Genomic DNA, 18901 nt, shown 5'->3' on the forward strand with positions numbered 1-18901 from the left:
AATGCGTCTGACCTCTTGGCCAGCCCCGCATGAGAGATTCTTGGGTCAGCTTATCAAATCTGACGACCGACTCATTCGGCTTTTTCGCCATCGACATCTTCGCCGTTTTCGGCGTCGGTGGGACTGTCGCTGTCGGCTGGCGAAGCGTTCGATTCAGTTTCTGCGGCGTCAGCCTCTTTGGCTTCTGCCGCCTCTTTCTCGGCTTTTCGTTTCTCTGCTTTGGCCTTCTTCTCAGCAGCTTTCTTTTCGGATGCCGCTTTCTTCGCCGCTTCCTTTTCTGCGGCTTCCTTTTCCATCGCCGCTTTCTCTTCGGCCTTGGCTGCTTCTTCTCTCAAACGTTCTTCTTCGGCCAGTTCGGCTTTCCGAGCAATCGCCGTCGCTTCTGCTTCTTCTTGAATCGACGCGTAAAGAGTCGAGTCCACTTGTCCGTATTCACCCATCAGTTCGACGAAGGTTCGCAGCGGGAAGCCTTCCGGAATTTCTTCGCTGTCGATGGCTACCGAGTATCGCTTGAGTGATTCGAACAGGTCTTGGGCCGCGTCGTCGATTGTCAGCAGCGGGTAGTCGTCAAAGATCTCTGCCCAAACTTCAAAGCCTTCTTCGTACAGCGCGATCGCTTTGTCCAGTTCGGCGTTTTCGTTGGCTTTTTCAGCGTCAAAGATCAACCGGCGTGCTCTGACCGTTCGCTCTTCCTGTTCCGCCAATGCAAGCGTCTTCCAATACGGGAAGTTGATTTGCGTTCGGTAGCCACGGACTTTGATCAAACGTTCTTCCAGATCGTCCAGTTCGCCGACCAGCTCGATTGCTCGTAAGCGGACCGACGGATCGGCGGTTCGAGCGAGTTTCGTCAAGTCGGGTATGACACCTTCCTTGATCGACGCGTACATGTCGCGATCGGCGTAGGGCAACTCGTCGACGGGTGTTTCCCAAAGTTTGCGATGTTCGTCTACAAGCGAATCGATTCTCGCCTGCTGTTCGACATCGAAAGCGTCTTTGACGAGCTCGCGGACCTGTTCGATCTTTTCGTCCTTCTGACGTTCTAGCTCTTCTAGCGAACCGAGTTTGATCGTGAACGGGGAAGTCGTTGGAATGCTGCGATTGCCGAATGCATTCCAGTCCTCGCTGGCCATCTGCCAAGCGTTTTGGGCGCGTTCATCCAGAATGCCTTCGCGTTCGATCGCCTCGGCGTGTTGGATTCGCCACTTCGGTCCCGTTTCGTAAAAGTTGAGCGGTGTTTGGCGGCGAATTTTGACGCCCGCATCGACCATTTCGTAACCGTGATTAAGCCACAGTCGTCCGACCAACCAATTGTCTGGCTTGCCCAATGGGCCACGCGCTTCGGGGCTGTCGACGGCGATGTTTTCGCCCAGCAATTCCTCGTGCAGCACATCATCGTCAGCGAAAAGACGTCGGAATTGGACCTTCTCGTCCGACATCCCCATCTTTGATCCATAGAACCATCCCGTGTACCAAATCAGCCGCGGCGCGTTACGGTTTTGTCGAACGCCTCGCGTCAGAAACTCGGTACCCTCGCGGACCATTTCGTAACGTTGGCGGTAATCGTCGAATTCGGTCGACACGTTGTATGCCAAGTTGTGGGCCTGGTGTTCCCAAACTTTGTCGAAGTGAGGTTGCAGCAACGCGATGTTGTTGAGCGTCGCCTTCAAGCGATCCCATTCGTGCATCACGCGATACTCGTGCGCCTTGTTCCACAGCAACGTGGCTGCGACACCTCGCAAGCCGAGTGACGCCAGCTTCATCGTTTCGCTGGCCGGGCTAATCTCGCCAAGATCGCTTTCAGCGATGTTGTACTTGATCCGCATTTCGGACAGCTCGCCGCCCAAGTCAGTCTTGCCGCCCGATGGTTGTCCCAGCAAATACAGCGGGATCAACATGGCGACCAGGATGACCAGGTACGTAAGTTTTCGTCGAAGAATAGTCGTACGGTTCATGCCGCGATCTCACGCGATTTCAGGAAGAAGTAACTGACAATGAAAGCCAACACGCAATATCCGAGCGTGGCGGCGGCGTGACGCAGAAGTAACGCACCGAAGATGTCGAAACCGCTGGCCGCATACTCGGCGGTGCCAACCATCTTGGGCAAGTTCGGTAGCGCCGTCGCGATCGCGTCGAGCGTGTAAACGATTCCCGCATCGGTCGTTTTGATCACCGTGGCCGCCAGCGAGTCGACGTCCAATTCGGTCGTCATCGCATCTTGTCGCAGCAACCGCACCAGCGACTCGACCGGACCACCGCCGCGAGCGACCCCTTCGTCGATGTAGTGACGGGTGTCGTAAACCTGTTCGGCCGAGAAGCCGAGCAACACGCATACGAAGGTCGCCACCATCGCAACGGGACCGCTCAGGAACGTACTGAACATAACGCCGAATGCGATCACCATTGTCATCTGTAGCCAGATCGACATGTACGCTTTGACCAAGTTCCACCAGAATGAGCTCTCGGCAGGTCTCAAGTAGACACCGCTTCGCGTCATGCCCAAATACTGGCTGCGGTCCAAACAGCGAACGACAATCTTAATGCGACCGTTTTCGTCGACCAGGTCATCGAAGACATTCAGCAAGCGAGTTTCGTTGTTGTCGGTACCTTCGATGTCGAGCGGCAGCACCCTTTCATCGACTGTGTATTCGTCGACGATAAAGGGAATCGGGTTGGACTCAATTTCTTTGGTCGGGTGCTTCATCGTGATCGAACCACGGATGCCCGATTCGATATCACCCTTGTATGAACGGTAGGCACGGACGGACAAATCAACCGGTAAACCAAGTTCATAACGTTCGGGCGTGACCTGATAGAACGTGTACTCGGCCGCACCCAAGGTTCCGCCTTCGACGTAACCGTGTTCCGCTTTCCGCGTGCCACGTGACAAGCCGATCAAGCGCGACACACCGGAGCTGCCGTAACCGCCGGCCAGACGTTCGTTACCAACGTCGATGCCAGCATCTTTCGCTTCGCCGCTGCGATCATAGAACTGAATATCGCCGTACGATGGAATCCGAGCACGCAGCGCGCCGTTGGGTGGACCGATCGCGAACGACCCGTCGGACTTTCGCGTCACAACGTGTTGGTGACCGCGAACCGTGTCGGTCAAACCTTCACCGTCGGCATCGGGTTCAATCGAAAAGGTGTGCTTGTGGTTGCGTACGTAATCGGTCTCACCGATCAGTCGGCCGTTGCTGAGTTCTTCGACATCGATGACCTCCTGGTGCGTGTGACGCAGTCCTCGCGTGACAAACAGATAACTGGCCAAACCCATTGGGATCAGCACCAACGTGCCGACGCCGACAAAGCCGATCATTCGGCCCAGCACGATTTCGGTCGGTCGCACCGGTTTGGTAACGATCGAGTAAATCGTTTTGCTCTTGATTTCCGCGGGCAACGAGAACGTACTGATGAACAGCGCAAGCGCCAGCACAAGATAGTTCGTCGCCGTCAAGACGAAGCTGATGTAAAGCCGGGCCGGGTCGTCGCTGTCGGGGTTCAAGTACCAACCCGCCAACAACAACACAACCAAAAACAATCCGACCACGAACAAAACGCGGCGGCGAATCGCTTCTTTGAAAGCCAAACGGGCCAATGCATAGATTCGGCGAGCCGAAGTGCCGGGCAAATCAAAACGCACCAAGTCGCGAATCACACGGGCGACCGCATAGAAACCTTCGACGGGTCCGTATCGGGCCGCCGAAACGACGTAACCGATCAAAAGTCCTAGCACGACGGCCAGCACCAACAGCACGATGCCTTGCAACGCCGCACTTTCTAGAAACGCATTGGGTCGTAGCAACCATTCGTAGAACGACCAGAAATCTTCCGGTTCAAGGGTCATTGACCGCCCTCGCTCTTCTGGACGCTCTCGCCAGTTTGATCCGATGACGACGTTACGCGTCGGGCACCGGGGCGGGCTTCGCTTTCGCGAACGATGTTCAAGAACAGGTCTTCCATCGTCGCGGTCGGGTTGTCGATCGACTTGACGTGGCCGCCCTTGCGAGCGATCAGTTCGGCGATCTCGGCCTTCGTCGCGTCATCCAATCCGGTGGCGTGGATTTCGGTAACGTCCTGGACCTTCAACAGTTCCGATACGCGGCCGAGTTCCTTCAGTTCGCCTTGGTGCAGAATCGCGACGCGGTCGCAAACGTCTTGCACGTCCGCTAATTGGTGGCTGCAAAGCAGAACCGTTTTGCCTTGGTCGCGAAGGGCCAGGATCAAGTCCTTCATTTCGCGGGTACCGATCGGGTCCAGACCCGTCGTCGGTTCGTCCAGCAGGATCAAGTCGGGGTCGTTGATCAACGCCTGGGCCAAACCGACTCGGCGGGTCATCCCTTTACTGTATTCGCGAAGCTGACGGTGCTTGGCGCCCTTCAGGCCGACCAATTCGATCAGCTCGGCGACCCGGCGACGGCGATCAGCGCTGGACATGTCGAACAAACGACCGTAAAAGTCGAGCGTTTCCTCGGCCGTCAAGAACTTGTACAGATACGATTCCTCGGGCAGGTACCCGATTCGCTCGTTCTTGCTGGTTTCGGTGGCGTCTTTATCGAACACCAACACACGGCCGCTGGTGGGGAACAAAAGCCCCAGAATCAGCTTGATTGTGGTCGATTTGCCCGAGCCGTTGGGTCCGAGCAGGCCGAAAATTTCGCCCTTTTTGACTTCGATGTCCAGCGACTTGAGCGCGTGAACCTTCTTTCGACCCCAAAAGTCGCGATAAATTTTACTGAGGTTGCGAGTCTCGATGACGACGCCCGAGTCGGTCGGGTTGGTTTGGGTCTGCGATGAGGCACTGTTTTGGGCCTCAGCGACCGCAGTTGCTTCGTTATCCACGGGCAAGCTTCTGGAAAAGTGACGTGTATCGATCAAAGAAATATGAACAGGTTTGTACGCTACGGGGCGTGGCTGGCAACGGTTCACCCGCGTACCGAAAGAATGTTTCGGAGTATCTTCATAGAAACGATGGGCGTTTCCCGATGATTCGCCCGTTTTCCCCGACTCCAGGGGACTTGCCAAGCCTCGCCCGATCGGTCAATCAATCACTTCGAGCGGGGTCTTCTTTTTCGCACCCATTTTGCGCGGCGACACGACGTGACCAACGACGATGGGGCTTATCGGCAAGCCCTCGATTTTTTGTACGACCGAATCAATTACGAACGGATGACCAGCGGAACGTCGCGGTATCCGTTTCGTTTGACGCGAATGCGAGAACTGCTGCAGCGGCTCGATCTGGGGCATTGGTTGCACGGTGACGAGTCGGGGCCGCACGTGCCGCTGGTTCACATCGCCGGCACCAAGGGCAAAGGATCGACGGCGTCGATGGTCGCCGCTTCGTTGACCGCCGCGGGCATCAAAACAGGACTGTACACGTCGCCGCACCTGTACGACTTGGAAGAACGATTTCGGGTCGATGGCGAACTTTGCCGGCCGGCTGACTTGGTTCGGTTGGTCGATACGGTTCGGCCGTTGGACGAAGAATTGATCGCCGAAGATAAAGGCGCGGCATCGTTTTTCGAGCTGACGACGGCGCTGGCGCTGTTGCATTTCCATCGCAGCGGTTGCGGCGCCGTGGTGCTGGAAACGGGTCTGGGCGGACGACTGGACAGCACCAACGTGTGCCGGCCCGATGTGACGGCTATCACCACGATCGGACTGGATCACCAACACGTCCTGGGCGACACGCTAGCCAAAATCGCAGCGGAAAAAGCGGGCATCATCAAACCGGGCGTGCCCGTCATCAGCGGCGTGGTCGCCGACGAACCGGCCGACGTCATCGAGCAGGTGGCGTCCAACCAGAACGCGCGACTGCTAAAGATCGACCGCGACTTCTCGATCGATTGGAAGCTGAAGCCCGATTGGGGGTCCAACGTCGAATTTCATGGAAAAACGTCGCCGCTTTCGGCTTCCCTTGCAACGACGCTGGCGATGGAAGGCCAGCATCAATCACGCAACGCCGCCACCGCGATCGCGATCACTCAAGTGCTTCGCGACCGGCTATCGCTTTCGATCGACGACGACACGATCGCCGGGGCGTTGGCGAACCTTTGCTGCGAGGGGCGGATTCAACGGTACCGATTGAATTCGGGAGTGACCGGTATCGTGGACGCGGCGCACAACGAAGATTCGATCGGGGCGCTCTGTGACTCGGTTCGCAACCGGGCGACGGGTCCGGTCGCGATCGTGTTCGGGACCAGCCACGACAAGTCGGCCGACCGGATGTTGGAATTGATCGCCCAATTGGCAATGCAAGTCGATTTGCGAACGATCCAATTGACGCGATTCCAAGGCAATCCGCGGTGGAGGCCACCGGCGGAACTGATGGCGATGGTCCCCGATTCGATCGTGGCGAAAGCGGCGGTCAACGAAAACGCAATCGCGGCATGCGAAGCGGCACTGCGAACGGTTTCACCCGATGGAACGCTGGTCGTGTGCGGTTCTTTTTTCCTAGCGGCCGAAGCGGCGCCGTGGATGCGTTCGAACGAGTCATGATCGAAGGCTTTCGCGAGCGAGCTGGCTACAAGCGTTGCGATGACGAAATTTGAAACCGATGCGGCAATCGGATAGCTTCGAAGCTGCGCCACCGTTTCACTCTCCCTAGGGACGGAATTTACCCTCCCTCCCTCGGGAGGGTGAAATTTGATGTTCGGGGTTGCGTCGATACCAGAGAGGGTCTCAGGTTTCGGATCACCCAACGCGGCCCTGCGACGCCGTCGCAGGGTTTCTTTGGGGTTTCGTGAACTGCTTTGCAGCTCACGTCCCGCGAGCGGCGTCGCGGGTCCACGTCGGGTTGTCCGTCTGGTGGTCGCCGATCAGCATCTTTGTTGACGCTGCCTTTCGGTCGGCACAGCGCAGGGGGAACTCGGCACCCAGGATTTCGTGGTGCGTTCGCATCGCGACTTCGGGATCGTTGTTCGTTTCGGACAGGTGTCCCAGGCACGCCCATCGCAACCGATCGCGGACGGCTTTCTTCAACAGCATCGCGCAGTCGAGGTTGGACAAGTGTCCCTTGGGGCCTCGAATGCGATGCTTCAAAAATTCAGGATACGGACCGCGGTCCAGCATGTCGGGGTCGTAATTGCTTTCGATCAACACTGCGTCGAGCGTCGACATCAGTTCGCCCAGTCCTTCAAACACGTGACCCAGATCGGTCAGCAATCCGAACCGATGCTGTGAGTCTTCGACGACGAATACGACTCCATCGGCCGCGTCGTGAGGCGTCGAATGGGTTTCAACTTTGACCGGACCAAACGAGAGCGTGTCGCCGGCCACGAAGTGACGCAGGTCGCTGACCGGACCAATCTTGATTCGCCGGCGAACTTCTTGGAAAGTCTTCGCCGTGACGTAGACCGGCAGCCCGAATTTGCGATGGAACGTGCCGATGCCGGTGGAGTGATCACGGTGGTCGTGCGAGATGACCAGGGCGTCGATGTCACAGATGTCGCGACCGTGCTGGGCCAACCGAAGTTCGGCTTGGCGAGCACTGATGCCCGCGTCAAATAGCAATCGAACTCCGTCGGCTTCGACGAAAACACAATTGCCGCTGCTTCCCGATTGCAAGGTGATCACTTCCATGGGGTGAAGTGTATCGATGCACGAGACGTTCGGCGAGAGTCTTAGCCGACTCGCACCGTGGCGATCGTCATTTCGACGTTGCCGATCGGCAATCCCATCGCCTTGGCGATTTCTTCGGCGGTGTGACCGCTCATGACCATCGCTTCGATTTCGTGGCGACGATCGCCGGCGGGGTCGGCTGCCGGTTCGATCTCGGGTCGACCCTGCAATTCACTGAGGTGCCGAATTTTAGCGTCAACTTGGCGCAGCAGCGTTTGCACGATCACGATCCGCGTGTCGAGTTCGGCCTTCAGTTCGCGCTGGGTGTCGAACAGGGCGACCTGCCACCGCTGGGTCTCCGGCGGCGCATCGGCCAGCGGCAACGCCGACGGTTTTGACGTTCGGATTCGGTGCAGTTCTTTGTTGGCAGCCCTGGTATCTTGGTTGACCCGCTTGCGATTTCGCAGCGTCCGCCGGGCAAGCACCCACCCCAGCATCACAAAACCGGCAACCGCCAGGAATTGTGACCGTTGGACTTCGGCCATCGCGATGCAGAGTTGCCATACCATGGATGATTCGATCGGCGCTCGGCGGTAGCCAAAAACAGTCGGCTTGAAGAAACTCGCATTGCAGCGACATGATCAGTAACTCTTGTTTTGCCGATTGAACCGTTTGGCGATTCCGAAAACCCGTTTGCCGATATGACTTCCGACCCACCCAACACCGAAACTGTGCGAGTTTGGCACGCGACCAGCTCGTCGGGTCCGGCCGGCCCGATCGAGCGTCACTGCGAGAGTTGGCTTGACGAATCCGAACGCCAACGCGCGGACAGGTTTCGCCAACCGACCAGCCGCAATCAACACGTGATCGGCCGTGGGATGGCGCGGCAATTATTGGGTGCCAACGGAATCCCGCCGGACGCGATTCGGTTCGACATCGAAACGTACGGTAAACCGTTTGTGATCGAACCCGACACGGCGCGGCGTCCGTTCAACGTGGCTCACACCGACGGGTTGGTGATGTGCGGCATCGCTGACCGTCCCGATTCGTTGGTCGGCGTGGACATCGAACGGCTGGATCGACGGACCGATCCGGGACTGGCCGACCGTTATTTTTCGAAACCCGAAATCGAATTCTTGAAAACGTGTGGAACCGGCGACGCCCGCCGCGCGGCGTTCCTGCGAATTTGGACTTTGAAAGAATCGTTCATCAAAGCGATCGGCACGGGTTTGCAAACGCCGCTCGCCGATTTCGCGTTTGAGGAAATCGAATCGGATAGCCCCAAAATTCGGATGCTCGACCCGAAACTGGAAAGCGATCGGCAATGGCAGTTTTACTGCGTCGCACCTCGGCCCGGTTTCATCGGCGCGGTTGCGGTCGCACCCGGTCAAGCGGCAACGCTCGCGTTGGAACTGCACAGCTTTGACGAGCTGGTGTCGACTTAGAATCTGTACGGAAGCAACTCGTTAGGAACCATCCTGAGCCGACTTCCAAGTTGCCGTAGGGAAAGTCGTTAGTCCATTGTTAAAATGGTCTGCTGAGTATCGGGCCAGTCGATCCAGACTCGCAGCTTTAGCTTCGCCTCTAATTCGACCGCCGCGACGAGGGATTCGAGTTCGGCGACTCGTCTCAGGGTCGTGCGAATGTTTTCGGCCAGCGCGTCGTTGCGCGTCTGTTTCATCTTGATCACTCGGCGGCCCAACGAATTGGCGATCTCGTAGACGCCGTCTAATCGGGTTGCTTCGCGGGCGACCAATTCGGATTGATACGCCAACTGGTCCGCGAACGTTTCGAGCCCGGAACGGGACACGATATTCCAGGGCATTGACGAATCGAGTCGGCCCGCGAACCGCATTCGGCATTGCAATTTTCGACTGCATCGGATGTCCATCCGCACACCCAAGGCGACGTTCTCGTTGTCCTGGTACATCAAAACCGCCATACCGCGAGCGCGGCGGATTTGATCGGGCTGGATCGTTTCGGCCCACGTGATTTCCACGTCTTTGGGCAGTTCAATGTCGACGGAAATCTTCGCGACGCGAGGCGGAATGGGGGCTTCCAAATTCCACGTCGGCATCGAATCGGGCGTATCGAGACGCAATCGGAACGGCTCCGCTTCCACAACGGGCCGCAAGAAAAGACTGCCGCCGGACCCGTCTTTCAAGCGTCCATGCACGATCATCGACGCACTCGATGAGGTGGCCGACGGCGCCGTCCACGCCATCGTCAAACCGTCGTCGGTCGACGTGAGCGTTGCGATAGCGTTCGCCTTTCGTGTGTCGACGATGTTGTAGGTTTCGTCGCCAACGGTTTCCATTTTTAGGGGCACGTCATATGGGAAATCAAGACTCAGTGATTCGCCCAGTCGAGGTCCGATCGAAAACGGAGCCACGGAATCGACTTCGCTGATGGTCGGTGTTCGTTCGATGGCGACGGCGACACTTCCGGCCGATGGAGCAACGACTGTTTGCTGTTCCGATTCGGGCGGCGCTGTGCCATCGTCGCTGTCCAAATCGGCCGTGTGCATCGCTGCAGGCGTGTCGGTGTTGGCACGGGTTTCATCCGTGACGCTTTCCTCGGGTGGCTCCGGTGCAAGTGCTGGATTCGTGATGGAGGCTTCGTTTGAATTCGATGTGTTCGAGTTCGATGCGGGCGAGAACATCGCCGTCGCGGGCATGAACGCATCGAGCGAAAGCGACTTGGCGTCGGCTTCCATTTCGACTTGCGTTTCTCTTTCCAGCGTCGCCAATTCGGATTCGGTCATCGATTCAAACGTTTCCAAGTCTTCGGCCGTCGGTTCGGACGAAAAGTCGAAGATGTCGACGGTGTTGCGCGGCGGCGTTTTTCTGGCTGCCGCCGACTTGGATGATTTGACGGCGACCGTTTCCGGCTTCATCGCGCTGTTGACGATGAAGTAACTTGCCGCGATGCAGGCAAGCAGTGCAGCAGCGGTGGCGGCGCGGACGAACCATCGTTTCCCAACGCCGGTCGGCGGTTTGGGGTCCCGAGTGGCAGGACGTGGCGCATCGGGCTTAGGCGACGAGGGCTTAGGCGACGAGGGCTCGAGTTGTTCGGCGTCCGCTTCGGCTTCTGGGTTTTCGATTTCGACGCGTTTGAAATCGGACTCGGCGTGCCATGGACGCCCGAATGCTTCGACGGAATCGCGTGAAACTTGGCTAATGGAAATCGCGGGGGCGTCGGATGCGGGTGGCATGGCGACGTGACCCTTCCACATCAACCGGCCGTCGCTGATCAATTGGCAATCGGCGGACTCGATCCCGGCTATCGGTTGACCGGTTTCGGATTCGTGTTCGGCTGCGATCGAGATCAATTGACGGCGCCATGTTTCGACGATCTCCGCGGGCGGCGGGCCTAATCGAGCCACGATCGATGCGATCGATTCCGATTCAGCGTGAGGGTCGTTCGAAGTCGCTGTGGGAGAATCGTGGACGGCCGCTGAGTCCAGTTCCAGCAGGAAATCGGTCGCCTCGTCGGTCGAAAGTTCTCCGTCGCGGATTTGTTGGAGCGTCGATTCGATGGTTTTTCGATCGAGCACGGTTTCGGTCCGTTTGCGAGGAAAAGTGATTCAAAGGCCGTGAATCGAACGATTTTATCCCATCGGGGGCACTCTCTGAGTTGCGGCCCGCAAAGTTTTCCTACTCGGATCTGGCGGAATAACCGAATCTCGGGGGCCGATCGTGCCGATAGTTCCGCCTGGAGCGGTTGTTCTGAACGGCCGGCCGATCGGAATCGGATTCTCGATCGACCGCAATGGCCTCAGTAACTTCCGTTTCCGCCAGTTAAAAAACCGGCCCCTAGCGAGGCGGAGACGTTTGCGATGCAACGAATGACTCAAATGAAATCAATCACAATCTTGGTCGCCGCAGTGACGCTGGTCACCTGCGTATCCTTGGAGAATCGACCTGCCTCCGCTCAACCTCCTCGCGCCATGAACGCCGATCTGGACTATGAAGCCAGCGGCTTTGTGATGCCAGCAAGCGGCCAGATGCCGCCGGGAGCGATTGCCGGGCTGACATCGTCGGGACCCGTTCAACGGACCGGCTATGCCGCTCAAGCAGGACCGGGCCATGTCCCGCAGCTAAGCGGCGTGAACGCCCAAGCGGGCTACGGCCAACCGGTCGGATACGCACCACAGACATCCGTCCAGCAGGTCGGATTCTTGGGCGGCAGCGACTGTGACAGTTCCGGCAGCGGCGGCTGTGACAGCGGTTGTTGCAGCGGCGGCGGAGGCTATTCCATGGCCCCCGGCATGTACGGCGAATCGGTCTACGGCGGATCCATGTATGGCGGCTGTGACGGAGCATGCGGTGGTGCGTGCGGCGGCACCGGTGCTTGTGGCATGAGCGGTGGCGTTCTGGCCGGCGGTGTGCTGGGCAAGATGCACGGTGGTGACGGAGAGCTCTCGGGGCTGCGTCACTTGTGTATCTTCTGTCGCGGCGACGGTTGCGAAGCATGTCAGATGTTCAGTGGTCGATCGCTGGCGGGCTTGTTGGGTGCTTTGGCACCGTATACCGAAGCGGGCAAATGTGCCCAACGATGGTATGACATTTCGGCCGAAGCATTGTTCTTGGATCGCTCGACATCGGGTATCGGCACCAACGTCATCACACAACGTGGTAGCGGTCCGGGCGGAACCCCAGTGATCTCGGCCGGCGACATTGTCGAAGACGGAATCGAAGCCGGTGCCCGTTTGTCGGGTGCTTTGATCTTCGGCGTCGGTGGCAGCATCGAAGGAACGTACATGGGCGGCCAAGAATGGAACGGCTCGGCAAGTGCCAGCTCGCCCGCCGTTTTGATTCCCAACACTGCGTTTGACCCGAACCCGCTTGTCGGAGTCAGCCCAGGCAACCAACCTTTCATCTTGAGCTCGGGTGCCGACCTGTATTCCTTCATCAGCGAGTTCGGAACGAACCCTACGGGTGGCTTCGACGACACCGACCGTTCGATCTCGCAACGTGTCACCAATAACGCCAGTTTCCACAGCGGTGAGATCAACTATCGTCGCCGTACCGTCGGCCCATACTGCCGATTCCAAGGATCATGGTTGGCCGGACTGCGATACCTTCGCTACGACAACTCCTTGGGCCTGGACATCGTCGGCCTGACCGATGACGGCACCCAAGGCGGAAACGGAGCAGCCGGAGATTCGGTGATCGACCCGACCCTGCGGTTCTTCAATGCCAGCGACAGCGTCCAGAACAGCATGCTGGGTGCCCAGATTGGGGGTGACCTTTGGTACAACATGACCCCCGGTATCCAACTCGGTGTTGAATTGAAGGGTGCATGGTTAAAGAACGAGGCTCGCCGCCGATACAACATCGGATCAAACTCGGTCGCCCTGGCTTCGGACGCGTTCCGCCAAGATGAAGGCACCTTTGCGGTTGAGTTCTCGTCGCAACTGGCTTACCGACTGAGCCACTCGTGGACCCTCCGATCGGCTTACTACCTGATCGCGATCGACGAGGTGGGCAACCCGGAATTCAATCGCGAATTCATCAACAATGCAGTCAGCACCCAGAACGTCTCACGACCTGGGATCGAGTTTGATTCGCTGGTACTCAACGGCTTCTCGTTCGGTGCCGAGTACCTTTGGTAACGGTTGTCGCCGCCTCGAATCGTCCAAGATCAGCGGTGGAATAACAAAAATCGGTGAAAATTCGAAAACCCGTCCTCGGTATAGTCCAGGGACGGGTTTTTCGTCGTTTGTGTCGATTTCTAAATCAAACGCCCGTCCACGCAAACGGCACAACGTTTCCGGTTTCGACGATTTTGCTGGTGTGGCCTGGAACTTTGACTAGGCTACCGCGTCCCAGAAGGTGCGGTTCGTTGACACTCGTAGGGGTGCAACTAGAATCGCAGCTGCATCTTATCAAAACCTCGCAGCCTTCCCATTTTTCCTGCTTCCGAATGGGGAGGCACTGGTCCGAATAAGACGGCAATGGCCATTTGGCAAACGAAAGAGAATGTTTCGGCCGATGCTAGTCCATGACGCCAAAAACCATTGGTCCCGTAACGCTAGAAAACTGTTTCCAGGCATTCGCAGGAGGATTCGATTGCCTTGTCGCGGATTTTTGGCAGAATTAACACCGTCACTCCGTTCATCCACCCCAAGTCGATCGGTCCAGCGCCCGCAGGCGGTTGTTGGTCTTCAGTTTGGTAGAGACCCTCGATGATCAAACGAAACGAATTGAATTCTAAAGAATCTCGTCGCCAAGCCGCTGGTCAAAAAAACCGTAAGCGGCGTTTGACGGTCGAAGGCTTGGAAAAACGCGAACTGTTGGCTGCCGGCCTGCCGGCCAGTGTGCCGATCTACACGGCGCCGCGGAACATCGGGACGGTGATCGCAGCGCCGGTTCTGGAACAGGAAGGCACGCTGAACCCGAACAGCAACGACTTCTTCACCCAGGCTCAGTTCATTCCGCTGGGCACCGGAGCAGGCCAACAGGACACGATCGACGTGACGGGAACGCTTCCCCTCGGTTTCTCGCAGTCCATTCCGCCGAGCCTGATCAGCGATTTGGACACCTACCGGGTCGATTTGCGAGCCGGCGACATTCTTGACATCGCAGTGACCGGTGCGGCCGGTTCGATAACGGTCTCCAACCAATTCGGACGCCTTCTTTACGCAGCCGATTCGAACCAAGGGATTGGGTACCCAACGGATTCGCCGTTACAGACGAATGGCAACGCTATCGTTGCACAGGTCATTCCTGAAGACGGTACTTACTTCATCACTGTCTCGCCGATCGACATCACTGGTTCGTACACGATGGGGCTGCGAGCCTATCGCCCTATCATCGAGTCGTTCCCCGTGGGCTCGGAACAGATCATCTTCATCGACTTCGACGGTGGTTTTTATCCGCGCACCGTGTTCGGCGACCCGTCCGGCGGTGTCGTGCGAATTCCTTCGCTGCAGCAATCGCTGCCGTTGCTAGGACTTGAAGAAACAAATTTCGCTGCTCTCAACGAACTGATCGATCAAACGATCGTCGAAACCAAGCGGATGTTTGGTCAGTTAGGCGTCAGTGGTAATAACGGCGATTTCGACACGACCGGGAATCCCGGTGACTTCGGTGTTACGATTCTGAATAGTCGCGACCACGCCGATCCTGGTTTCAATCCGTTGGTCAGCCGCGTCATTTTGGGCGGTACTGTCGACGATATCGAGATCAATACCATCGGAATTTCGTCGACGCTTGACATCGGAAACTTTAGCCTTGATGACATCGTGATCGGTGCGCTCGATTCGGTGTTTGACATTGCCGACGATCCAGATCGCGATCCGTCGGCCAGCGTCGTCGATGCGATGAGCAAATTCTTGGCGTTTTTGATCTCGCACGAAGCCGGTCACTCTTTCGGCATGCGGCACACGACCAGCGCCAACACGATCATCAACATCATGGACGAAGGTCCCGGTGCGGACTTCGCTCAAATCATTGGATCGGGTCCCGACGGTATCTTTGGAACCGTCGACGATCGAAATGTTGACTTTGTTACCGACGAATTTTCGCGAGGCGAAGGATTGTTCGGTTTCAACCAAACGGCGTTAACTTTGTCACAGACCCTGGGAACTGGTACCGTCGTTACGACGACCGATGGCGGCATCCTGGGTGGCGTTGGCGGACGCGTTTTCCGCGATGCCAACGGTGATGGTTCGCCGACCGGCGATGCTGGCGTTGCCGGCGTCACGGTCTATGCCGACTTGAACAATAACCGAACCCTCGACGCTTCCGAACCGCGTGCTGTCACGGGTGCCGACGGCACCTATCGACTTTCGACCGGATCGGGAACGTTCAACATCATCGTCAATCCGCCTGCCGGTCAAACCCTGACGACGGCCGGTCGTGTCGAAGTGACGGTGACATCCACATCGACGGTCGCGCTGAACTTCGGTCTCGGCCAAACCAGTTCGGGTTTGTCGGGCACCGTATTTGCCGATAACGATCGCGACGGTGTGATCGACAATGGCGAAGGCGGTATCGCCGGCGTCTACATGTATTTGGATCTGGACGGCGACGATCGTCCCGACTTGGGCGAACCCAACACGCGAACCGATGCGTCGGGTCGTTACACGCTTGCTCTACCTGGCGCAGGTACCTACACGGTTCGGCAAGTGGTGACGGCTGGTTTCTCGCCGACATTGCCAAGTGCCGGTGAGTACACGGTGACGTTCGACGGAACCAATGTCGTCATCGCCGACGGCAACACGATCGTCAACACGCCGGCCAACTTTGGATTGTTGCCGACCCGTGACTTTGGCGACGCACCGGACACCTACGGTACCACCAACGCGGCCAACGGTGCCGGACACGGCATCATCGACGGGCTTCGCTTGGGTGCGACCGTCGACCGCGAAACCAACGGGCAACCGTCGACGAACGCAAGTGGTGACGACACCACGGGCACGGTCGATGACGAAGACGGCGTCGTCTTGCTGTCGCCACTTGGCCCCGGCGATGCGGCGACGTTCCGCGTGACAGCGACCAATACGACCGGCGTTCCGGCGTTCCTGCAAGGCTTCATGGACTTCAACCGCGACGGTGACTTCCTTGACGTCGGCGAGCAATTCGCGACGAACTTGCCCGTCGCCGCCGGCACCGTTGCCCAGGCGATGGATGTGACCGTCAATGTTCCCGCGAACGCCAGCGTCGGATCGACGTTCGTTCGTTTCCGTTTGAGCCAAACGTCGGGATTGGGCCCGACCGGGTTCGCGAACTCGGGCGAAGTCGAAGATTATCAGTTCCCGATTCTCAACGCGGCCGAGATTGCCAACAACGATGCGTTCTCTGTTGCTCGCAACACGTTGTCGAACAACCTAGACGTACTCGCCAACGATTTCCAAACCACCGACAACACGCTTCGCATCGACAGCCTCAACACGGCTGGAACGGTTGGACAAGTCGTCCGATCGAACGATCAGATGTCGATTTTTTACACTCCACCGAACGGTTTCACGGGTCGTGACGTGTTCACGTATACGGTCGTTGACCAATTCGGAAACCGATCGACGGCCACCGCAGTGGTCAACGTGACGTTCCAGTCCAACGTGCCGATCGCAGTGGACGATTCGTTCGAAATCGCCCAAGACTCCTCGCAACGCCCGTTGAATGTTTTGGACAATGACGTGCCCAGCCTGTCCGGCGGCATTTCGATCACCAGTGTCACGCCGGGAAGCAACGGCGGGAACATTCAAATTATCGGTGGCGGTCAATCGCTGCGTTACACGCCGCAGCCCGGTTTCACCGGCACCGAAGAATTCACGTACAGCATTCAAGACTCGGCCGGTTCGATCAGCAGTGCCACCGTCACGATCAACTTGTTACCCGGATCACGAAGCGACGATGTCGTCGCATTTTCGATCGGCATCTTCGATCCGACGGACATCAACACCCCGATCACAAACGTTCAAGTCGGCCAAGAATTCTTGGTCCGCGTCTCGGTTGAAGACCTGCGTACCTTCGCCAATCCCGAAGGCGTCGCATCGGCGTTCATGGATCTGCTTTACACCGACGAATTGGTGTCGACGTTGGACACGAATGGCAGCGATGACTTTCCGTTCGATATCACGTTCGGACCTTTGTTCTCGCGTGCCGACGGCCTGCAACGTGCAAACGCACAAACGCCCGGACTGATTGATGAAGTCGGTGGCGTTCAACAGATCACCGGCCAAGTCCAACATGCCGGCCCGGCCGAACTGTTCACGATCCGTATGAGAGCGGTCGCGCCCGGTGTGGCTCAATTCGCAAGCAATCCGGCTGACGACATCGAAAGCGAAACCACGGTTCTGGCATCCGATGTCGCGTTGTTGGTCAACCAGCTCCGTCTCGGTAGTACCGAACTGTTGATCGTTCAACCCAATGGAAACTTCTCGTCGGCAATCGATGACTCGTTCCCCGATGGACGCGATAGCAACGGTCAATTGATCAACGCCAACACGCTCGATCGCAGCGTCATCGACGTCCTTGGCAATGACAACCTCGGCCCGACCGGAACGATTCGCGAATTCGGTTTGGTGACCAACCCGTCGCTCGGTAACGCATTCATCGATGACAACGGTACGCCGGCCAACTTGAACGATGACTTTGTCAGCTACCGTGCCAACGCGAATGCGAACGGCTTGGAACGATTCACGTATGTGATCGTCACCGACGACAACATCCGCAGTACAGCCGAAGTCACTTTGGCACTGGGCAACGCCAGCGCCAATGCCGACGTCGCATTCGATTTCCAATTGGTCGGTGCCGACGGTGTCACGCCAATCACAACGGTCAACGCGGGCGATCGATTCGGTGTCCGTATCGACGTGGAAGATCTGCGCAGCTTCGGTGCGACTTATGTGTTCGCGGGTTACTTGGACGTGCTTTACAGCCAAGGCGTGATTCGCCCGGCCGACACCGATGCAAGCGACGAGTTCAACTTTGATGTTTCGTTCGGTCCCGGTTTCGTGGCCGACGCGGGTGTCGGAACGGCGTCGCGATTGGGCATCATCAACGAATTCGGTACGCTGCTTAACGACGGTGCATCGGGCAACAACCCCGCGCGCCTGGCAACGCTGTTCTTCGATGCGATCGCACCGGGAACCGCCGAAGTCATCGGGTCGCCCGCTGATTCGTTCCCATTCCAAGACACATTGTTATTCAACGAAGACGATCCGATCGACGTTTCGAGAATTCGATACGACAAGTTAGTGATCAACGTCGGTGCCGGAACAGTGACGAACCCGTTCGCGTTCCAGAACCCCACGCTGGCCCAGGATGTCAACAACGACGGTGCTGTTTCGCCGATCGACGCATTGTTGATCATCAATGCGATGAGCCGAGTGACTTCGCCATCCGGCGAAGGCGAAGAAGGAAGTGCAACGGCACCAAGCTTCTTTGCCGACGTCAATGGTGACGCTCGCGTATCGGCTCTGGACGCATTGCAGGTCATCAACTACCTGGCGCGTCAATCGAACAGCCTTCGTGCCGGTGGTGAGGGTGAATCGATTGTCGCTCAGTCGCTCGGATCAACAGCAACCGATCTGAGTTCGGATGCCGCCAGTGACGCCGTCTTCGCTGATCTGAGTGGCGAAGCGTTGATCGCCGACACATCGGCAACCGGTCAACCAGTCGCCGGTTCATCAACCGCGTCCGCGGAAGGCGAGACCACTGATAGCAACGATGACTCGATCGACGTTCTCGACCTTCTGGCGGGCGACGTATCGAAGTTGTGGAACTAATCGAAGTAGCAACGGCCCGACGCTGACGACACGTGACGGAAGTCAGCTCGCGGCCGTGTCAGGCTGCGATGGTCAACGAAACTACGCCGGTTACTGATCTGGACC

The 18901-nt window shown here is 57.7% G+C and carries 10 protein-coding genes; 4 read left to right on the plus strand and 6 right to left on the minus strand.

All coding sequences use genetic code 11. The annotated features are described in order from the left end of the window. Positions 1-71: 71 nt before the first annotated feature. From Poly51_RS30340 to Poly51_RS07610, 3 genes are read right to left on the minus strand one after another with little or no spacing between them, the layout of a single operon-like run. Positions 72-1952: an IRE (iron responsive element) gene (locus Poly51_RS30340; RefSeq protein ID WP_186775412.1), complete on the minus strand. Its 1881-nt coding sequence runs from the start codon at positions 1950-1952 to the stop codon at positions 72-74. Then, the gene (locus Poly51_RS07605; RefSeq protein ID WP_146455962.1) at positions 1949-3844 is read right to left on the minus strand and encodes an ABC transporter permease; all 1896 of its coding nucleotides are present in this window, start codon (positions 3842-3844) and stop codon (positions 1949-1951) included. The genes Poly51_RS30340 and Poly51_RS07605 overlap by 4 nt, the downstream gene beginning before the upstream one ends. After that, complete coding sequence (locus Poly51_RS07610) at positions 3841-4839, minus strand: ABC transporter ATP-binding protein (RefSeq protein ID WP_390621753.1); 999 nt, start codon at positions 4837-4839, stop codon at positions 3841-3843. The genes Poly51_RS07605 and Poly51_RS07610 overlap by 4 nt, the downstream gene beginning before the upstream one ends. 258 nt (positions 4840-5097) lie before the next feature. Here Poly51_RS07610 and Poly51_RS07615 point away from each other — a divergent pair, with 258 nt between their 5' ends. After that, positions 5098-6495 (plus strand): bifunctional folylpolyglutamate synthase/dihydrofolate synthase, encoded by a 1398-nt coding sequence (locus Poly51_RS07615; protein WP_146455966.1) that lies wholly within the window; start codon positions 5098-5100, stop codon positions 6493-6495. A 261-nt stretch (positions 6496-6756) separates the two neighbouring features. Here the strand turns inward: Poly51_RS07615 and Poly51_RS07620 are convergent, their stop codons facing one another. Together Poly51_RS07620 and Poly51_RS07625 are read right to left on the minus strand one after the other, a co-directional pair. Next, positions 6757-7578 (minus strand): MBL fold metallo-hydrolase, encoded by an 822-nt coding sequence (locus Poly51_RS07620; RefSeq protein ID WP_146455968.1) that lies wholly within the window; start codon positions 7576-7578, stop codon positions 6757-6759. A gap of 41 nt (positions 7579-7619) precedes the next feature. Then, on the minus strand, positions 7620-8126 hold the full coding sequence (locus tag Poly51_RS07625) for a hypothetical protein (protein ID WP_146455970.1): 507 nt from the start codon (positions 8124-8126) through the stop codon (positions 7620-7622). A 132-nt stretch (positions 8127-8258) separates the two neighbouring features. On the opposite strand from Poly51_RS07625, the gene Poly51_RS07630 reads away from it, so the two are divergent. Then, positions 8259-9002 (plus strand): 4'-phosphopantetheinyl transferase family protein, encoded by a 744-nt coding sequence (locus Poly51_RS07630; protein WP_146455972.1) that lies wholly within the window; start codon positions 8259-8261, stop codon positions 9000-9002. A 68-nt stretch (positions 9003-9070) separates the two neighbouring features. On the opposite strand, the gene Poly51_RS07635 is transcribed toward Poly51_RS07630, so the two are convergent. Then, a complete protein-coding gene (locus Poly51_RS07635; RefSeq protein ID WP_146455974.1) occupies positions 9071-11113 on the minus strand; it encodes a hypothetical protein in 2043 nt (680 codons plus the stop codon). Positions 11114-11413: 300 nt separating this feature from the next. Between Poly51_RS07635 and Poly51_RS07640 the strand changes: the two genes are divergently transcribed. Together Poly51_RS07640 and Poly51_RS07645 are read left to right on the plus strand one after the other, a co-directional pair. Next, on the plus strand, positions 11414-13174 hold the full coding sequence (locus Poly51_RS07640; RefSeq protein WP_146455977.1) for a hypothetical protein: 1761 nt from the start codon (positions 11414-11416) through the stop codon (positions 13172-13174). A 573-nt stretch (positions 13175-13747) separates the two neighbouring features. After that, entirely contained in the window at positions 13748-18796 is a 5049-nt protein-coding gene (locus tag Poly51_RS07645; protein ID WP_146455979.1) for an Ig-like domain-containing protein, read from the plus strand. Positions 18797-18901 lie beyond the last annotated feature (105 nt).

Source organism: Rubripirellula tenax (assembly GCF_007860125.1).
Lineage (GTDB): Bacteria > Planctomycetota > Planctomycetia > Pirellulales > Pirellulaceae > Rubripirellula > Rubripirellula tenax.

Bases quoted from the DNA above. Each gene is read 5' to 3' on its own strand.
- Poly51_RS07620 (WP_146455968.1), bottom strand. From the start codon at position 7,578: ATGGAAGTGATCACCTTGCAATCGGGAAGCAGCGGCAATTGTGTTTTC.
- Poly51_RS07630 (WP_146455972.1), top strand. From the start codon at position 8,259: ATGACTTCCGACCCACCCAACACCGAAACTGTGCGAGTTTGGCACGCG.
- Poly51_RS07605 (WP_146455962.1), bottom strand. From the start codon at position 3,844: ATGACCCTTGAACCGGAAGATTTCTGGTCGTTCTACGAATGGTTGCTA.
- Poly51_RS07625 (WP_146455970.1), bottom strand. From the start codon at position 8,126: ATGGTATGGCAACTCTGCATCGCGATGGCCGAAGTCCAACGGTCACAA.
- Poly51_RS07645 (WP_146455979.1), top strand. From the start codon at position 13,748: ATGATCAAACGAAACGAATTGAATTCTAAAGAATCTCGTCGCCAAGCC.
- Poly51_RS07640 (WP_146455977.1), top strand. From the start codon at position 11,414: ATGAAATCAATCACAATCTTGGTCGCCGCAGTGACGCTGGTCACCTGC.
- Poly51_RS30340 (WP_186775412.1), bottom strand. From the start codon at position 1,952: ATGAACCGTACGACTATTCTTCGACGAAAACTTACGTACCTGGTCATC.